Origin of the sequence: Candidatus Pantoea formicae (assembly GCF_011752625.1) — a bacterium.
Lineage (GTDB): Bacteria > Pseudomonadota > Gammaproteobacteria > Enterobacterales > Enterobacteriaceae > Pantoea > Pantoea formicae.
In genome coordinates this window covers 470,826-485,540 of record NZ_VWXD01000001.1, presented here as the reverse complement: position 1 = coordinate 485,540, position 14,715 = coordinate 470,826, and the positions used below count along the sequence as shown (strand labels likewise).

Here is a 14,715-nt window from a genome sequence, read left to right as displayed (position 1 = left end):
CTGCAGAATCCCTTTTCGCTAAAAATAGGATGCCATTATGTTGTTGGTAACTTTTTCTGGAGGCGATAATGAACAATAATCGCCGCTGTAATGCCCGCTACGTTTACTCTCTGTGCTGCATCGCCACCTTGGGTGGCGTGATGTTTGGCTACTCTACTGGCGTGATCTCCGGCACTGTCGATTCAATTCAAGCCTATTTTCAACTTGACCCGTCACAAACCGGTTGGGTGGTCTCCAGCATTTTTGTAGGCTGTATTATCGGCTCTCTGGCTGCAGGGAGACTGGCGGAAAAGTGGGGTCGTAAGCCTGTGCTGCTGCTGGCCACCCTCGCTTTCGCACTTTCCGCAATCGGTTCAACCTTTGCTAACTCTTTTGCGCTGTTTTCTGTCGCACGTATTGTTGCTGGTTTGGGGATCGGCCTAGCAGGAACGGTTGCGCCCATGTATATGGGTGAAATTGCCCCTGCCAGCATTCGTGGCAAAGCCTCGGGAATTTTCAATTTGTCCTTGGTGGGATCACAAACGCTGGTGTTTTTAGTTAACTACCTCATTGGACGTGGCATGTCAGAAGCTTGGTTAGTTGACGAGGGTTGGCGCTGGATGATGGGAGCTCAGTTTATACCCGTGGTATTAATGCTGTTCTGTACCTTGATTCTTCCAGAGTCTCCGCAATGGTGTATTAACCATCAGCAAGGTGAGCGCGCATTACGTGTCCTAGAGAAAATCTATCCTGGTCTCAATAAAGAAGAGGCACGCCAGATTATCGCAGTACGGAGCGAACCGCAGAATGCTGCAAAGGGAAGCAACTCATTACACTATATCTGGCAAACGCCGGTATTGCGCTATGCCTTAATCGTCGGATGCAGTATCGCCGTTTTACAGCAACTCACTGGCGCTAGCATCGTGATGTATTACGCGCCGCTAATCCTTAATACCGGCGAGATGAGCAAAGATGTGTTGTTGTTTCAGACCATCTTTATCGGCCTGCTCAATGCGTTGGGGGCGTTTATTGCGATGAACCTGTACGATCGTTTTGGCCGCTTACCAGTGATGAAAGTCGGTACTATCGGTGCCATCATTGCCTTGCTATTACTTTCATGGAGCATGCTTAACCAGCAAAATGGCTATCTCGCCATCTTCTCTGCCCTATTGTTTATGATGATGTTCGCCATCAGCTGGGGCGCCGGTTGTTGGGTCCTCATCTCCGAAATCTTCCCTCCGCGTATTAAAGGTTATGCCATGGGATTGGCAGTGAGTTTAATGTGGATATTCAACTTCCTGGTGACGCAATTCTTCCCGGTGCTGAATGGGATCCCCGCGTTGCAGCAGGCATTCCATGGCGCATTCTCTTTCTGGATTTTCGCCGCAATCAATCTGTTTTGTCTGTTATTCCTGCTGCGCTTCGTACCCGAAACCCGTGGCGTGGCCCTTGATGATATTGAACAACTGCTTGCCAGCCGTCTGAAATCTGGCAAAGCCTCCTCATCCGCAACGGTTGCATCCGTATCGACCAATAGTATGGAAGGTAAATCATGATAAAGGCACTGCACGGCATCTCGACGCATTATTGCAATGTGGTTACCGAAACCCGCATAGCTGCAGAAACAGGTTACGATGGGCTTGAGTTCCTGCATTACAAACTGCTGCGCTATTTAGATAACGGTGGCAGCACCGCAGAACTCAATAAACTGGTGAAAGGGTATGGTTTGCAAACCGCCTGTCTGAATGCCTTGATTGATATTGAAAGACATCGTGATGGCGAGAAGCAGCAACTGCTGGCAGAAGCAACGCGTTTAACGCAGATTGCTGCCGATTTGGACTGCCCAACTATTCAGATTCTTGCGCAGCACGGGATTGATCATCTGCCTGAAGCGCAAATCCTGGACATCATGACCGAAAACATCTCAGAGATCGCCACCATTGGACAACAGTACGGAGTGCGCTATCAGATAGAGGTGATAGCTCATACCAAATTCAATACGTTAAATCAGGCGCTTGAGGTAATTCGCCGCATCAATAAGTCAAACATCGGGTTAGTGATCGATTTCTGGCATCTATTTGCCACCGGTGCAACTACGCCAGACGACATTCGCCAACTTGATCCCTCACTGATTTTTGGCGTGCACTTCTGTGATGGCCGCAAGCCATTCCCCGGAGAAGCATGGGAAGAGACGGTACTCCGTGCCTATATGCCAGGCGAAGGTGATATTGATATTCAGGCGTGGACGGACGCGGTCAAGGCTACTGGATTTGATGGCGTATGGTCAGCGGAATTGTTCAGCCCGGCTCGTTGGGAAATGGACCATGCCAAGCTCGCGAAGCAGGTGATTGAAAATATGCGTAGCTATACGGGTTAAAGGTTTTAGGGCGGTCAAACAACCGCCCCTCTTTATATTTATTTCAGAGCAATACGTGCAATACTGTCCGCGCCTTTGGTGCTCGAGTCTTTATTGAACTCGGCCTTCAAGGTCACATACAGCGTATTATCATCCGGGCCAATCAGCAGGCTGTTTGGATTTTGGTCGAACGACCAGCTATTTTTCACCGCGTAAGTGGTGGCATCTAACTGCAGCACTTTCTTAGATTCACGCTGGCTGATATAGATTTCATTACGCTTAGCATTGAATTTGATCCCTAAAGAATCTCCTTCAATACGTTTGATAACCTTACCGGTATGCTCATCAAACACCAGGGTGACTTTACCCTTGGAATCGTCCGTCACGAACAGGCGACCGGTGGATGGGTCTTCCGCCATATTCAGGAACAGGTACTCTTTACCGTCGCCTGCAGTCCAGCGTTTCTCAATTTTATGCGTGCGTGGATTAATCACCAAGATTTCACCAGAACCGTTAGCAGCATAAATGCGCTCGGTCACCGGCGAATAAATGATGCCTGTTACCCACTTGCCGGCATTTTTAATCTCAGTTTTCAGCTTGAAGGTTTTGGTATCCACCACTGAAATGTAGCCCGGATCGGCCACGCGGCCGACATAGAGTTCATTGCCGTGCCACAGCACTTCACGCGCACCCGCTGGGTAACCTTCTTTGCTGATCTTGCCTGGGAACACTAAGCGCTGCAGGACTTTTCCACTCTGAGCGTCAACTTTAGAGATCGCGCCATCCAGTGAGTTGGTGGTGTAGAACACGCTCCCTTTTTCATCGATCGCAGCACCGAAGTTTTTCAGGTCAGTATGTGTTTCGCCTTTGGTCGCCAGGGTGGCGGGATCGAGACGATAAATCATGCCGCCATTCACACCCTTAAAGGCCTGCGCGCTGGCAACAAATAACCCTTTAGAATCCTGAGAGTAGACCATTTCATACAGACCATCGCCCAGTACGCGTTGCGTCACTGCGGTATCAACCGGTTTTACAGTTTGAGCAACAGGTGCTTCGGCTTTTTTGGCAGGTGCCTGACAAGCGGTCAAGCTAAATGCAGCGATGACCGCCATGGCAACAGCGGCTTTACGCGGGCTAAACAACGATTTCATGCTGAACTCCATCAATGGATGAACGGCTCCGACCGATTTTAAATCGGCCGAAAGAATACAAAAAGAATGAGAATCATACTCATTAAGATGAAGTAAGCAAATATTCACTTAGATTTCCGTGCTGCCGTTTTGCTGGATGGTGTTTTTTCAACCTGCTCCTGCACCACGTTTTCTAAAATATCCTGATTTTTTCCAAAAAAATTAATGAAAACAGCAGTTATCATCGGGTTTTATTGTCACATAACTAATTGATTATTCGCTTCTTTACATATTATTACAGTTTGTTTTGAATCCTTTGAAGATTCTATAAAGCAAATGATTATCATTGGCGTTCTTAATTAGATTTACATTGCACCCTCTCTGCCTGAGTCAATAGGTAGCAAAGTGCAAACACTACGACCGAAGCGAAATAGCTTCACATAACAATCATTTATAACGGTAACGATTATGTCTTCATCAGGCAGGGATTCAGGCATCCGGAAAACGTTTAGCCTCTCATTATTGGCAATGGCTGTTCATGCACTACTTAACCCAATAGTCGTGCATGCGGCGACCAATACACAGCAGGATATGGTCGTCAACGCCACCAGCACCGATGACAGTGGTGATAACGAGAAACAGGATTACGCAGTAAAAACCACCCGCGCAGGCACTAAGCTGCTGCTGACTCCACGCGATGTACCACAATCTGTCAGTATTGTGACCCAGCAACGCATGCAGGATCAGCAGTTACAGACTGTGACCGACGTGCTGAATAACACCACGGGTATCAGCAGTAATCTGGTCGATTCAGAACGCTCCGAATATTATTCACGCGGTTTCAAAATCACCAATTTCACCTATGATGGCATCCCCACTTCGACAGGTGATAGCTGGAACTATGGCGATGCCGCCTCCGATACGGCTATTTATGATCGTATTGAGGTTGTACGCGGTGCAACCGGTCTGATGACAGGTGCGGGTAGCCCTTCGGCTTCCGTCAACATGGTGCGTAAGCACGCAGACAGCAAAGACTTTACGGGTTCCGTCAGCGCCAGCTACGGTAGCTGGAATAAACAGCGTTATGTCGCTGATGTTGCCGGCCCGCTTAACAGCGACGGTTCGGTGCGTGGACGTGTGGTGACGGGCTATCAGGACCAGGATAGTTGGTTAGACCGTTACCATAAAAACAAGAAGTTCCTTTATGGTGTGGTCGATGCTGATGTAACCGATAATACCACCGTGTCACTCGGTTACGACTATGAAAAGGCGGACACACGCGATCCCACTTGGGGTGGTCTGCCGATCTTCTACAGTAACGGCTCCCTCACCCATTACAACCGCAGTCTGAACTCCTCAGCCGATTGGACCTACTACCACACTGAAATCCAGAAGGTGTATGCCGATCTGGTGCATAACTTTGATAACGGCTGGAGCTTCCACGTTAACGGCACTCACGCTAAGAATACCTTCAGCGATAAGCTGCTGGATATTTATAGTGCCTATCCAGATGAGGACACTGGCGAAGGCACCACAGGTTACGGCAGCATGGATCGGGGCAAACGTGAGCTGACCTCAGTAGACGGTTACGCCAGTGGGCCGTTTGAACTGTTCGGCCGTCAGCATCAGTTAATGGCGGGTGTCAGTTACAGTCGCCAACATAACCAAACCTATAGCCAAGATGGTGTGACGGACCTGGATGAATACGACATCACCTCAGCCGATATGGGCGCCTTCAACAATAACTGGACAGGTAATATTGCCGAGCCGCAGTGGCAAGGCTGGTACCTGAACGCAAACGATGTTATTCGCCAAAAATCAGCCTATACTGCGGCACGCTTCTCGCTGATGGATCCACTGTCATTGATCATTGGTGCACGCTATACCCAATGGAGCACTAACGGCAGCAGCGGCAACATGACCAAAAACAACACCACACCCTATGCAGGTCTGGTGTATGACATCAATGATACCTGGTCCGCTTACGCCAGTTATACCTCCATTTTCCAACCGCAGACTTACCGCAACAGCGCAGGTAGCTACCTTTCTCCTGTGACGGGTAAAAGCTATGAAACCGGCCTTAAGTCAGCCTGGTATGATGGACGTTTGACTGCAACCTTCGCTGTGTTCCGCATTCAGCAAGAGAATGTGGGTACGGAAGAAAACGGCGTATACGTCAATAACAGCAGCGAACAGGCTTATATCGCCACCAAGGGCGCACGCAGTAAAGGTGCTGAGTTCGAATTAAATGGCGCACTGACGGACAATCTGCAATTAACCTTCGGCGCAACACGCTACGTCGCACGTGACTCCGATGGTCGTTATAACTCAGACCAGCCGCAAACGCAGTTTAAGCTGTTCACCCGTTATCAGGTACCGATGCTGCCTGACCTGACTATTGGTGGCGGCATCAACTGGCAGAACCGCGTCTTCGAGGATGTCACTGGGCCTGATGGCAACACGCAACTCGTTTATCAAGGTAGTTACCCGTTGGCTAACCTGTTTGCCCGTTACCAAGTCACCAAACAAGTTTCCGTACAGGCTAACGTCGATAACCTATTTGACCGTGAGTACTACACCTATATGAATAACTATGTTTACGGTGAACCACGTAACTTCTCGGTTAGCGTGTCCTATCAGTTCTGATAAAAAAATCCCCGGTACTAAGCCGGGGATTCACTTTGCATCAGACTTTATTTTTGTAATTGAAACTGATCTGCGAATTCTGTTCACGTGGTAAACGCCGCGCCTCCAAATACACCGATCTCCAATAGGGATTATTCAGCGAAGATCGCATTACGCCTTGGCTGACCGATGCGTGAAGGAACTGATGATCGGTGTCATAAAAGCCGACGTGTAGCTCATGCTTGATACGAAAGAACACCAAATCACCGGGTTGCAAGTGCGCCTTATCAACAGGCTGCCCCATCGCAATTAATTCGCGGGTGGTGACACGATCCATCGGAATATTGAAACGATCCTTTAAGGTTCGCCAGACAAAGCCGGAACAATCAACACCGGTTAATTGTGTGCCGCCCCACTGATATTTAGTGCCTTCCCATGAATGCATTTGATCGTGCAATGCTGCTATCACAGGAATCAAATCGGGTTGCTTACCACCATCGGCTGAAGTATCGACACTCTCGTCCGCTGGAGAGTGGGAAGATTTGGATGAACAGCCTGCCAGAGTGAATAAAAACAAGCAGGCGATAATCTTGCTGGCCGCAGAGTTGATCATGAGATGACGTTTTCGCTGTGGGAGACAGTGGTTAGAGACTTATACCGCAAAAAAGTTGCAGAAATAAATAGCTGAACGCTGAATTCTTTTAATCTCCTGATTTTTTACCTAAGTTTACGGAAAGGTAACATCATGTATTTGAGATAAAAATTATATATTCTTTCACCAATTTTCGCAGTGGCGGTTATTAATTCGACCTGATTTGGTGCTATTTCATCCAGCCACCGGTGCACAGTGACCGGTGGCTAAGCTGCATCGTACTGTTTATTGTTTGGCTTTACTCCGCAACGGCGATTCTGGCAGAAACAACGAGAGCAAAAATGCCACTGCCATGACCACCGCCGCCATTTGAAATGCCGAATGGACCGCTTCGCTAAATACCTGCAAATAGGCCTGTTGCACATCATGGGGTAAATGATGCACGGCATGAGGATCTAAGGTCGCAGGCAACACATCACCTTTTTCCACCAGCTTGGTCAAACCTGATTTCAGTACATGGCTGAACATCGCGCCAAACAGTGCGACACCAATGGAACCGCCGACAGAACGAAAGAGCGTCACAGAGGAAGTGGCCACCCCAATGCTGTCTGGCGTCACACTGCTTTGTACCGCTAATACCAGCACCTGCATCACCATACCCATCCCCATTCCGAGCACACAGGCATAGAGGTATATTTGCCACAGCGAGGATTGCAGTGTCAGCGTGGTCATTAACGCCATCCCCACGGTCGCCAGTAGGGTTCCCGCAATAGGAAAGAGACGATAGCGACCGGTACGGCTAATGATGCGGCCACTCACAATTGAGGTGACCAACAATCCGCCCATCAGTGGCAACAGTTGCAAGCCTGCTTCGGTTGGCGTTGAGCCCTTAACCACCTGTAAATAAAGCGGCAGGAACGTCACGCTGCCAAACAGCGACATGCCAACAATAAAGGCCATCAAGCTGGAGAGTGAAAAGCTGCGATTACGGAATAGCGTTAAAGGAATAATGGGTTCCCACGCTCGACGCTCTTCATAGATAAAGCCAATCACACCCACCAGACCAAACGCCAGGATGCACCATAGTTGCGGGTCGCTCCATGCACGTAGGGTGCCGCCTTCACTGGTAAATAATGTGATACCCACCAGCGCCAGGCTCAGGCATACAGCACCAGGATAATCAATCTCGTGCGGTTTACGCTTGGTATTCGCCTTGAAAACCGCGTTGATAATCAGCAGTGCAAACAGCCCTAGCGGCAGATTGATATAGAAAATCCAACGCCATGACGCATGCTGCACAATAAAGCCACCCAATAATGGTCCCACTACCGTTGCCAGGCCAAACACACCACCAAATAACCCTTGGTATTTGCCACGGTCGGCCGGCGGAATGACATCGGCCACAGCCGCCATACTGACAACCATCAAGCCCCCGCCCCCTAGACCTTGTAGTGCACGGGTGAAGATCAGTTGCTCCATATTTTGTGCCAGGCCGCACAGCGCGGAGCCAATCAGGAATAACACCACCGAAATCTGCAACACGGTTTTACGACCAAACAAGTCGCCAAATTTGCCATACAGCGGCACCACAATCGTCGATGCCAACATATAGGCTGTGACGATCCATGACAGGCGATCCAGACCGCCCAATTCGCCAACAATGGTCGGTAATGCGGTTGAGACGATGGTCTGATCAAGTGCAGAAAGCAACATGACCAGCATCAAAGCGCCCATCAGCAAGCGGACGGAAGGTGGACTCTCTTCCCCGCTGCCTGATAGCGGCGTCAAAGTTTCAGGTTTCATATCAGACACCAATTGAAATTAATTAAATACACAATTAATATTGATCGAAGTCTGACATGAAACAAGTGAGCGCGTAAAGATGACCGCACAAAAAGTCCCTTCTGATGACAAGAGCATCCCTGCGAAACCACGCCGACCGGGCCGTCCGCGTGGCGGTGCAATCAATGCGCAGCAGCGTGAGCATTTACTGGACATCACGCTGGCTCTTTACGCTGAAAACGGCATCGCTGAGACGTCGCTAAATGCTATCGCTCGAAAGGCTGGCGTCAGCCCGGCCATGCTCAACTACTATTTTCAGTCCCGTGAATCACTACTGGATGTGGTGGTTGAGGAGCGGTTTTTGCCACTGCGCCAGCGTCTTGAAGCCCATTTCGATGGTGATAATTGTGACCCTGTCACTACCTTTAGCGGATTTATTCGTGAAATCGCTGATATCGTGATGAGTAACGACTGGTTCGCGCCCCTGTGGATGCAAGAAGTGACCAGCGGTTCGCACGGATTGGGTCAGCACATCAAATCACGCTATGGTCACGCGGGGCGAGATAAAGTTCGCGCTTTGATGGTGCGCTGGCAGGAACAGGGATTATTAAATGCTGAACTCAATCCCGACTTACTGATGACCTCGATTCTTAGCATGATTCTGGTGCCCTTTACCCGCTTTGCGAATGAACCAGAATTTGATACCCAACGCATTGTGCACCACACATTAAGTCTGTTCTGTCACGGTATTCGCCCAGTCAGTTAACCGGTTACCTGAGTCGCAACTACACTGCTAACGTCGATGCACTATAAACCCGGAAGCCTTATGATTCTTGATGCCGAAACCGATTTGCAATTAGAACGCACGCTGCAGTTACCCACTGATGTCATTTGGCGTTGCTGGACAACGCCAAAACATCTCAAGCACTTCTTTATGCCAAAACCCCATCAGCTAGTCAGTTGTGAAATCGATTTGCGACCTGGCGGCCGTTTCAACACGGTGTTTGAGGTGGAAGGAAACGAGATGCGCAATGAGGGCGTTTTCCTGGAGCTAATCCCTGGTCGCAAACTAGTCTTTACGGATACCTACACCGAGGGTTGGAAGCCCGCTGAAAACCCCTTTATGACCGCTATATTGCTGCTTGAGCCGCTTAACCCAGACTGCACACGTTACGTGGCTATTGCACGTCACCGTAATGCTGAAGCAAGAGCGGAACATGAAAAAATGGGCTTCCACACCGGTTGGGGAATCGTTGCCGATCAACTTGAGGCTTATGCGCGGCAACTTTAATTTAATGTTGCCCCGCTTCTTCATCACTGCGATTGCTTCAGACGAACTTTCTGTAAAGTTTCCCACAACCGCGCTTTATCACTCTCTGCCAAATGCGTTTGATTAAGCGCTTGCAGAAAGGTGGCTTCACTGGAAAAGTGCTCGCCTCGGGTTAAATCTGTGCGAATACCACTCAGAATACTGGCGCTTAGCGCATTAATTTTGGTTCTGACCTGATCCAGCGGCAAAGGCTGCCAATTCTGTTCAGGGGTTGAGAGCCAATCCGCGCGATAGCGGTATTGGATCGCTTTTGCGGCGTCCATCTGTGCCTGTACGAAAGGTTTAACCGACTCCCCTTCAAGGCCTAACTTTTCAGCTTGTTGCGTCGCACTGGCCAGCACCTTTTCTTCTTGCGGCAGATCTTCAATCGCAAGATGGTTGGCCGCTTTGTAACCGGCGACATCTTTCATATAGGACAGCCGTTGGTTAATCAGTGAAGCAACATCACTGTTTATCTCCGAAGCCGCCAAAACGGTTGCTGAGCAAGACAGTCCAATTAACAAAATGATTTTACTGAAATAATTCCGGTTCATCTCTCTTAGCCTCTTTTTCCATGAGTCACATTGCGCCGCTAATTTAACTTTTTTCTTCTGGCACCGAAACCTTTCCGCTTCCTCCAACGAACTGAAGTATTGAGTCACCAAAACCGGACCTCCCTTACATCGCAGGAGCAGATAATGAAATCCTTTAAAACCCTCGTTTGTACTCTGAGCATCACCACCGCACTGGGCCTCTCTGCCACCGCTTTTAACGCCAGCGCCGCGCTGCCCGTGGGTGCGAAAGCGCCAGACTTTGAACTGCAAGCCGCTCTGGCAGGAAAGCCGATGACTTTCTCACTGCAAAAAGCGCTGCAGAAAGGGCCTGTGGTGCTTTATTTCTTCCCGGCTGCATTCAGTAAAGGCTGCACGCTTGAAGCGCATGATTTCGCCGAAGCCACCGATAACTTCACCAAAATGCACGCCACGGTTATTGGTGTGACTGCCGGGAACACCGATCAGGTCAGCGACTTCTCTAAACTGGAGTGTCGTGACAAATTCGCGGTCGCTGCCGATCCAGGGGCCAAAATTGCTGCTGAGTACCAGACCACCATGCAAATGAAAGGCAAAACGCTCTCTGATCGTACGTCCTATGTGATTGCGCCGGATGGCAACATCCTGCTGAGTTACACTGATAGAAACCCGGATACACATATCGAGAAAGCTATGGCCGCCGTGAAGCAGTACAACGACGCGCATCCGCAAACCAACTAAGCAAAGAGGCCAGCGATGTTAACCGCCATGCTGGCCGCCTTCATTGGCGGCATTATTCTTAATCTTATGCCCTGCGTTTTTCCGGTCATTTCACTGAAAGCGCTGGGTTTATTACGCCACACGGACAACGCTGCTAGCGCGCGACGCGAAGGTTTGGGCTTCCTGCTCGGGGTGATTGTCACCATGATGGCGCTGGCAGGGATTTTGCTGGCCGCGCGCGCAGGCGGGGCCGCTGTCGGTTGGGGTTTCCAGTTGCAATCCCCCCTGGTGATCGCCCTGCTGTCGCTGGTGATCCTCGCCGCCGCACTCAACTTGCTTGGTGTATTTGAAGTAGGCTTGTCCGTTCAGCGCGTGGGCGCGGTGGAAATCAATCGCGGTGCATTCTTACGTTCTGCGCTCACCGGTGCGCTAGCGATTATCGTTGCCACCCCCTGCGCCGCCCCCTTTATGGCCAGTGCCATTGGCTATGCATTAGTGCAACCACCGGCAGTGGCCTTGGTGATCTTCTTTGCATTAGCATTGGGTTTTGCCGCGCCCTTCACGTTGGTTTCCTTGTTCCCGCGTCTGGCAAAGTTCCTGCCACGACCAGGTGCTTGGATGGATGTGTTGAAACGTGGCCTGGCTTTCCCGATGTTTGGGGCTTACGCCTGGCTGGTGTGGGTATTAGCGCAACAGGCGGGCAGCGCAGCTTTAGCTACACTGTTAGCAGCCTCTGTCGTTGTCGCATTTGCGGGCTGGTTGTATGGGATGGCGCAACATCGCCGTTTTGCCGGTAAAGGCCATAAAGTCCTGTTCGCCGCCACCGCCGTATTGATTGTCGCCGTACTGGCGCCCTTGCCGCAGTTGATTAAACCGGGCGAAGGACTGGCTGGCGATCAGGTCAACGCACAGCTCACCAAAGAGAAGTGGACACCGCAGGCCGTTGCCTCTCAGCGCGGACACGGTAAAGCCATCTTTGTCGATTTCACCGCCTCATGGTGTATTACCTGTCAGGTAAATGAAAAAACCTCACTCTCGACGCAAGCGGTTAAAGACGCGCTGGCAAAAACCGGTACGTTGTATATGGTGGCTGACTCCACCAAATTTAACCCCGATGTCGATGACGCCATGAGCGAGTTTGGCCAAGGCGGATTACCGATGTATCTGGTTTACCCCGCCGATGGCGGACCGCCAAAAGTGCTGCCGCAAGTGCTGACACCGAGCATTGTGGTGAATGCGCTGCAAGCGGCCAGCACTAAGGCGTAAATGTTTCAAGGCGGATTATGCAAGCAAGTGATAGCGCGCGCGAAAGTTGGCCCGCGCTAATGGAACAGGCGCAGGCGGGCGATCAGCTCGCCTACACCCGACTACTCAAAGCGCTAGTGCCAGTGATACGCGGACAAATACGCAAACAACTCACCGACCAGGCATTAGTGGAAGATGTGATTCAGGATGTGCTGTTAACGGTGCATCGGGTGCGTCACACCTATGATCCTGCCTATCCGTTCTTACCCTGGCTGATGGCCATCATCTCCGCTCGCGCAGTCGATGCCCTGCGGAGGCGAGGAAGACATCAGCAATGGGAAGTTCATGAAGAAACGTTAACTGAAGCCGCCATTGCGCCAGAAACACCATCGCTGGATACGCAAGAGGAGCTGGCCGGTTATTTGCGCCAACTTCCCTCTCGCCAACGTGAGATTGTTGAACACGTCCATCTACGCGAAATGAGCCTGACTGAAGCGGCAGAACATAACAATTTAAGTGTGGCAGCGGTGAAATCGCTGTTGCATCGCGCGCTGAGTAATCTGCGTCGTTTTGGAGCACACCATGAATAATCATGACCTGTTAATCGAAAAACTCGGGCGCGACATGCAGCCAGTTAAACCGCCGCGGCCGACTTATTGGCGTGTCTTAATGTGGCTGCTACTGGCACTGCCCTGCGGCATCGCCGCCAGTTTTCTGGTGCAGCGTACGCTTACCGATTGGTCGCAACCTGGCGCGATGCGCGCGCTCATTCAGTTGGCGCTGGCATTTGTTCTCGGCCTGTTCGCGATTCGAAATGCGTTCAACATGAGCATCCCTGGCCGACGCAGTGTCAGTTGGAAAGTACTATTGCCGCTGGGTTTGTTGTGGTTAGGCTTGAGCCTGAGCAGTATCCCGCACGCCATAGTGGAGACACATGACAATGACAGCACGCGATGTTTTACCTTCCTGTTAGTGGTGAGCACACCGATGATGGTGCTGATGATTGCCAGTTTACGGAAGACGCGCGCACTCCATCCGGTTCGCAGCCTGGCGATGGCCGGACTGGGCATTTCCTGCATGGCAGTCACCATGCTGGCGTTTTGCCATCCGGTACATCTGCATCCCATGGATTTCGTGATGCATCTGGCCGCAATTGCGGTGATTATCGTCCTGACAGTGCTACTTGGTCGCCGCTGGGTGAGATTGGGTTAAGGTCATTAAGTTATGCCACTCTCCCTATGAAAATTAAAAACAGGAGTCTGGCTCCCATTAAATCTACCTCGCCGCTATCCTGTCATGTGTTAAGTTAATAAATGGAAAGAGGAAATTAAGTGAAGGAATACGCATGTCAGTGCTTAACAAGGGGGATTCAAATATGGCCATAATGCCAATGTCATACAGCCCCAATACATTACAACGACGTTTTGAAATTATTGATGAGTTTGAAATGGGTAGTTCTACTTACTGGATTATCTATGATCGCAAAACACCATTTTCTGCAGTCGTCGATGCTGGTCCAGCATTAATTGAGAACGATTTACGCCATCGCGTTATTGCTACGTTGGAACTGATTCGTGTTGAAAATTTTGATGGGCTCAGCGTAAGGTCATTTTGGCAAGATGCTGCCGCGCTACAGGTTGAAGGGGTTGTTGTACAAGAGATCATGCAAGGTTTTGGTCTGGCAACCCGCATGTATGAAACGTTGGTGGTGCATCAAAATATCACGCTGATGAGTGATCATCACCACTATGAAGGAGGAAAAGCACTTTGGAAACACATTGCGCAAAAGTCTCGTCTGTTGCAGGTTTTTGTTTTAGATACAAACGAAGGTAAATTTTATCCCTACGACGGCACCAAAATACGTTATGACGGCATTTGCATCCCCGAAAGTAAAATATGGAGTGTTCATCCTGATGAATCCTTGCAGGGGATTATTTTGATTGCTGAGGCTAAAGAAAAAGCCTCAGCATTATCCGTCCCTGTTATATAAGCAGGTACAATTAAAGGTGATTAAAACGGCAGCGCATGAAATGTAAAATATCGCGCTGCCCGTCTTTCGGTGTTCCTGTAATTAAAACCCAACCATTAGGCTTCGTCAGCCATCTTTTTTTCTTCATTACGAGCAATGTCGTAAGTCGTCTGCGCTTGTTCCATCTTCGGCCCGTACTCCATCGCCCAACTCGCCAAGGCCAAAAATGGTTACTGGCAACACGAGGAATTCGAGTGAATGTGGTCGCGCCGGGCCCTGTTGATACTGAGATGATGGCTGCGGCTTCTGAAGATGTGCGCAATGGATTAACCAACGCCATCCCTCTTGGCAGAATGGTTAAACCGGAAGAAGTGGCTAATGCGGCCTTATTCCTCGCCAGTGACGAGAGCAGCTACATTGCCGGTGCGGAAATCCGCGTCGATGGCGGATTAACACAAGTTTAATCTCTTAAGGCAAA

The 14,715-nt window shown here is 50.1% G+C and carries 14 protein-coding genes and 1 pseudogene; 11 read left to right on the top strand and 4 right to left on the bottom strand.

What is annotated here, in order from left to right:
- The first annotated feature begins 68 nt into the window (after positions 1–68).
- On the top strand, positions 69–1,535 hold the full coding sequence (locus F3J38_RS02480) for a sugar porter family MFS transporter (protein ID WP_167134782.1): 1,467 nt from the start codon (positions 69–71) through the stop codon (positions 1,533–1,535).
- Complete coding sequence (locus tag F3J38_RS02475) at positions 1,532–2,356, top strand: sugar phosphate isomerase/epimerase family protein (protein ID WP_167134780.1); 825 nt, start codon at positions 1,532–1,534, stop codon at positions 2,354–2,356. Before F3J38_RS02480 ends, F3J38_RS02475 begins: the two co-directional genes overlap by 4 nt.
- A 38-nt stretch (positions 2,357–2,394) precedes the next feature.
- Here the strand turns inward: F3J38_RS02475 and F3J38_RS02470 are convergent, their stop codons facing one another.
- Entirely contained in the window at positions 2,395–3,486 is a 1,092-nt protein-coding gene (locus tag F3J38_RS02470) for a YncE family protein (protein WP_167134778.1), read from the bottom strand.
- 447 nt (positions 3,487–3,933) lie between these two features.
- Between F3J38_RS02470 and fhuE the strand changes: the two genes are divergently transcribed.
- Entirely contained in the window at positions 3,934–6,111 is a 2,178-nt protein-coding gene (gene fhuE, locus F3J38_RS02465; protein WP_167134777.1) for a ferric-rhodotorulic acid/ferric-coprogen receptor FhuE, read from the top strand.
- Positions 6,112–6,151: 40 nt separating this feature from the next.
- Here fhuE and F3J38_RS02460 read toward each other — a convergent pair whose 3' ends face one another.
- On the bottom strand, positions 6,152–6,703 hold the full coding sequence (locus tag F3J38_RS02460; protein WP_167134775.1) for a C40 family peptidase: 552 nt from the start codon (positions 6,701–6,703) through the stop codon (positions 6,152–6,154).
- Between the two features lie 264 nt (positions 6,704–6,967).
- A complete protein-coding gene (locus tag F3J38_RS02455) occupies positions 6,968–8,485 on the bottom strand; it encodes an MDR family MFS transporter (protein ID WP_167134773.1) in 1,518 nt (505 codons plus the stop codon).
- Between the two features lie 79 nt (positions 8,486–8,564).
- Between F3J38_RS02455 and F3J38_RS02450 the strand changes: the two genes are divergently transcribed.
- Entirely contained in the window at positions 8,565–9,230 is a 666-nt protein-coding gene (locus F3J38_RS02450) for a TetR/AcrR family transcriptional regulator (protein ID WP_167134771.1), read from the top strand.
- 60 nt (positions 9,231–9,290) lie between these two features.
- On the top strand, positions 9,291–9,755 hold the full coding sequence (locus F3J38_RS02445; RefSeq protein ID WP_167134769.1) for an SRPBCC family protein: 465 nt from the start codon (positions 9,291–9,293) through the stop codon (positions 9,753–9,755).
- 23 nt (positions 9,756–9,778) lie between these two features.
- Here F3J38_RS02445 and F3J38_RS02440 read toward each other — a convergent pair whose 3' ends face one another.
- A complete protein-coding gene (locus F3J38_RS02440) occupies positions 9,779–10,327 on the bottom strand; it encodes a chorismate mutase (RefSeq protein ID WP_167135562.1) in 549 nt (182 codons plus the stop codon).
- 144 nt (positions 10,328–10,471) lie between these two features.
- On the opposite strand from F3J38_RS02440, the gene F3J38_RS02435 reads away from it, so the two are divergent.
- The 6 genes and pseudogenes from F3J38_RS02435 to F3J38_RS02410 form a co-directional block, all read left to right on the top strand.
- Positions 10,472–11,044 (top strand): peroxiredoxin, encoded by a 573-nt coding sequence (locus F3J38_RS02435; RefSeq protein WP_167134767.1) that lies wholly within the window; start codon positions 10,472–10,474, stop codon positions 11,042–11,044.
- A 15-nt stretch (positions 11,045–11,059) separates the two neighbouring features.
- Positions 11,060–12,289: a protein-disulfide reductase DsbD family protein gene (locus F3J38_RS02430; RefSeq protein ID WP_167134765.1), complete on the top strand. Its 1,230-nt coding sequence runs from the start codon at positions 11,060–11,062 to the stop codon at positions 12,287–12,289.
- Positions 12,290–12,306: 17 nt separating this feature from the next.
- Positions 12,307–12,858, top strand: coding sequence for a sigma-70 family RNA polymerase sigma factor (locus F3J38_RS02425; protein WP_167134763.1), 552 nt, complete (start codon positions 12,307–12,309; stop codon positions 12,856–12,858).
- Complete coding sequence (locus F3J38_RS02420) at positions 12,851–13,480, top strand: NrsF family protein (protein WP_167134761.1); 630 nt, start codon at positions 12,851–12,853, stop codon at positions 13,478–13,480. The genes F3J38_RS02425 and F3J38_RS02420 overlap by 8 nt, the downstream gene beginning before the upstream one ends.
- 133 nt (positions 13,481–13,613) lie before the next feature.
- Entirely contained in the window at positions 13,614–14,258 is a 645-nt protein-coding gene (locus F3J38_RS02415; RefSeq protein ID WP_240155873.1) for a hypothetical protein, read from the top strand.
- A gap of 212 nt (positions 14,259–14,470) precedes the next feature.
- Positions 14,471–14,701, top strand: a pseudogene (locus F3J38_RS02410) (SDR family oxidoreductase); the annotation flags it as partial.
- Between the last annotated feature and the right edge of the window lie 14 nt (positions 14,702–14,715).

Bases quoted from the DNA above. Each gene is read 5' to 3' on its own strand.
- F3J38_RS02420 (WP_167134761.1), top strand. From the start codon at position 12,851: ATGAATAATCATGACCTGTTAATCGAAAAACTCGGGCGCGACATGCAG.
- F3J38_RS02440 (WP_167135562.1), bottom strand. From the start codon at position 10,327: ATGAACCGGAATTATTTCAGTAAAATCATTTTGTTAATTGGACTGTCT.
- F3J38_RS02455 (WP_167134773.1), bottom strand. From the start codon at position 8,485: ATGAAACCTGAAACTTTGACGCCGCTATCAGGCAGCGGGGAAGAGAGT.
- F3J38_RS02425 (WP_167134763.1), top strand. From the start codon at position 12,307: ATGCAAGCAAGTGATAGCGCGCGCGAAAGTTGGCCCGCGCTAATGGAA.
- F3J38_RS02435 (WP_167134767.1), top strand. From the start codon at position 10,472: ATGAAATCCTTTAAAACCCTCGTTTGTACTCTGAGCATCACCACCGCA.
- F3J38_RS02460 (WP_167134775.1), bottom strand. From the start codon at position 6,703: ATGATCAACTCTGCGGCCAGCAAGATTATCGCCTGCTTGTTTTTATTC.
- F3J38_RS02415 (WP_240155873.1), top strand. From the start codon at position 13,614: ATGTCAGTGCTTAACAAGGGGGATTCAAATATGGCCATAATGCCAATG.
- F3J38_RS02445 (WP_167134769.1), top strand. From the start codon at position 9,291: ATGATTCTTGATGCCGAAACCGATTTGCAATTAGAACGCACGCTGCAG.
- F3J38_RS02450 (WP_167134771.1), top strand. From the start codon at position 8,565: ATGACCGCACAAAAAGTCCCTTCTGATGACAAGAGCATCCCTGCGAAA.
- F3J38_RS02480 (WP_167134782.1), top strand. From the start codon at position 69: ATGAACAATAATCGCCGCTGTAATGCCCGCTACGTTTACTCTCTGTGC.
- fhuE (WP_167134777.1), top strand. From the start codon at position 3,934: ATGTCTTCATCAGGCAGGGATTCAGGCATCCGGAAAACGTTTAGCCTC.
- F3J38_RS02475 (WP_167134780.1), top strand. From the start codon at position 1,532: ATGATAAAGGCACTGCACGGCATCTCGACGCATTATTGCAATGTGGTT.
- F3J38_RS02470 (WP_167134778.1), bottom strand. From the start codon at position 3,486: ATGAAATCGTTGTTTAGCCCGCGTAAAGCCGCTGTTGCCATGGCGGTC.
- F3J38_RS02430 (WP_167134765.1), top strand. From the start codon at position 11,060: ATGTTAACCGCCATGCTGGCCGCCTTCATTGGCGGCATTATTCTTAAT.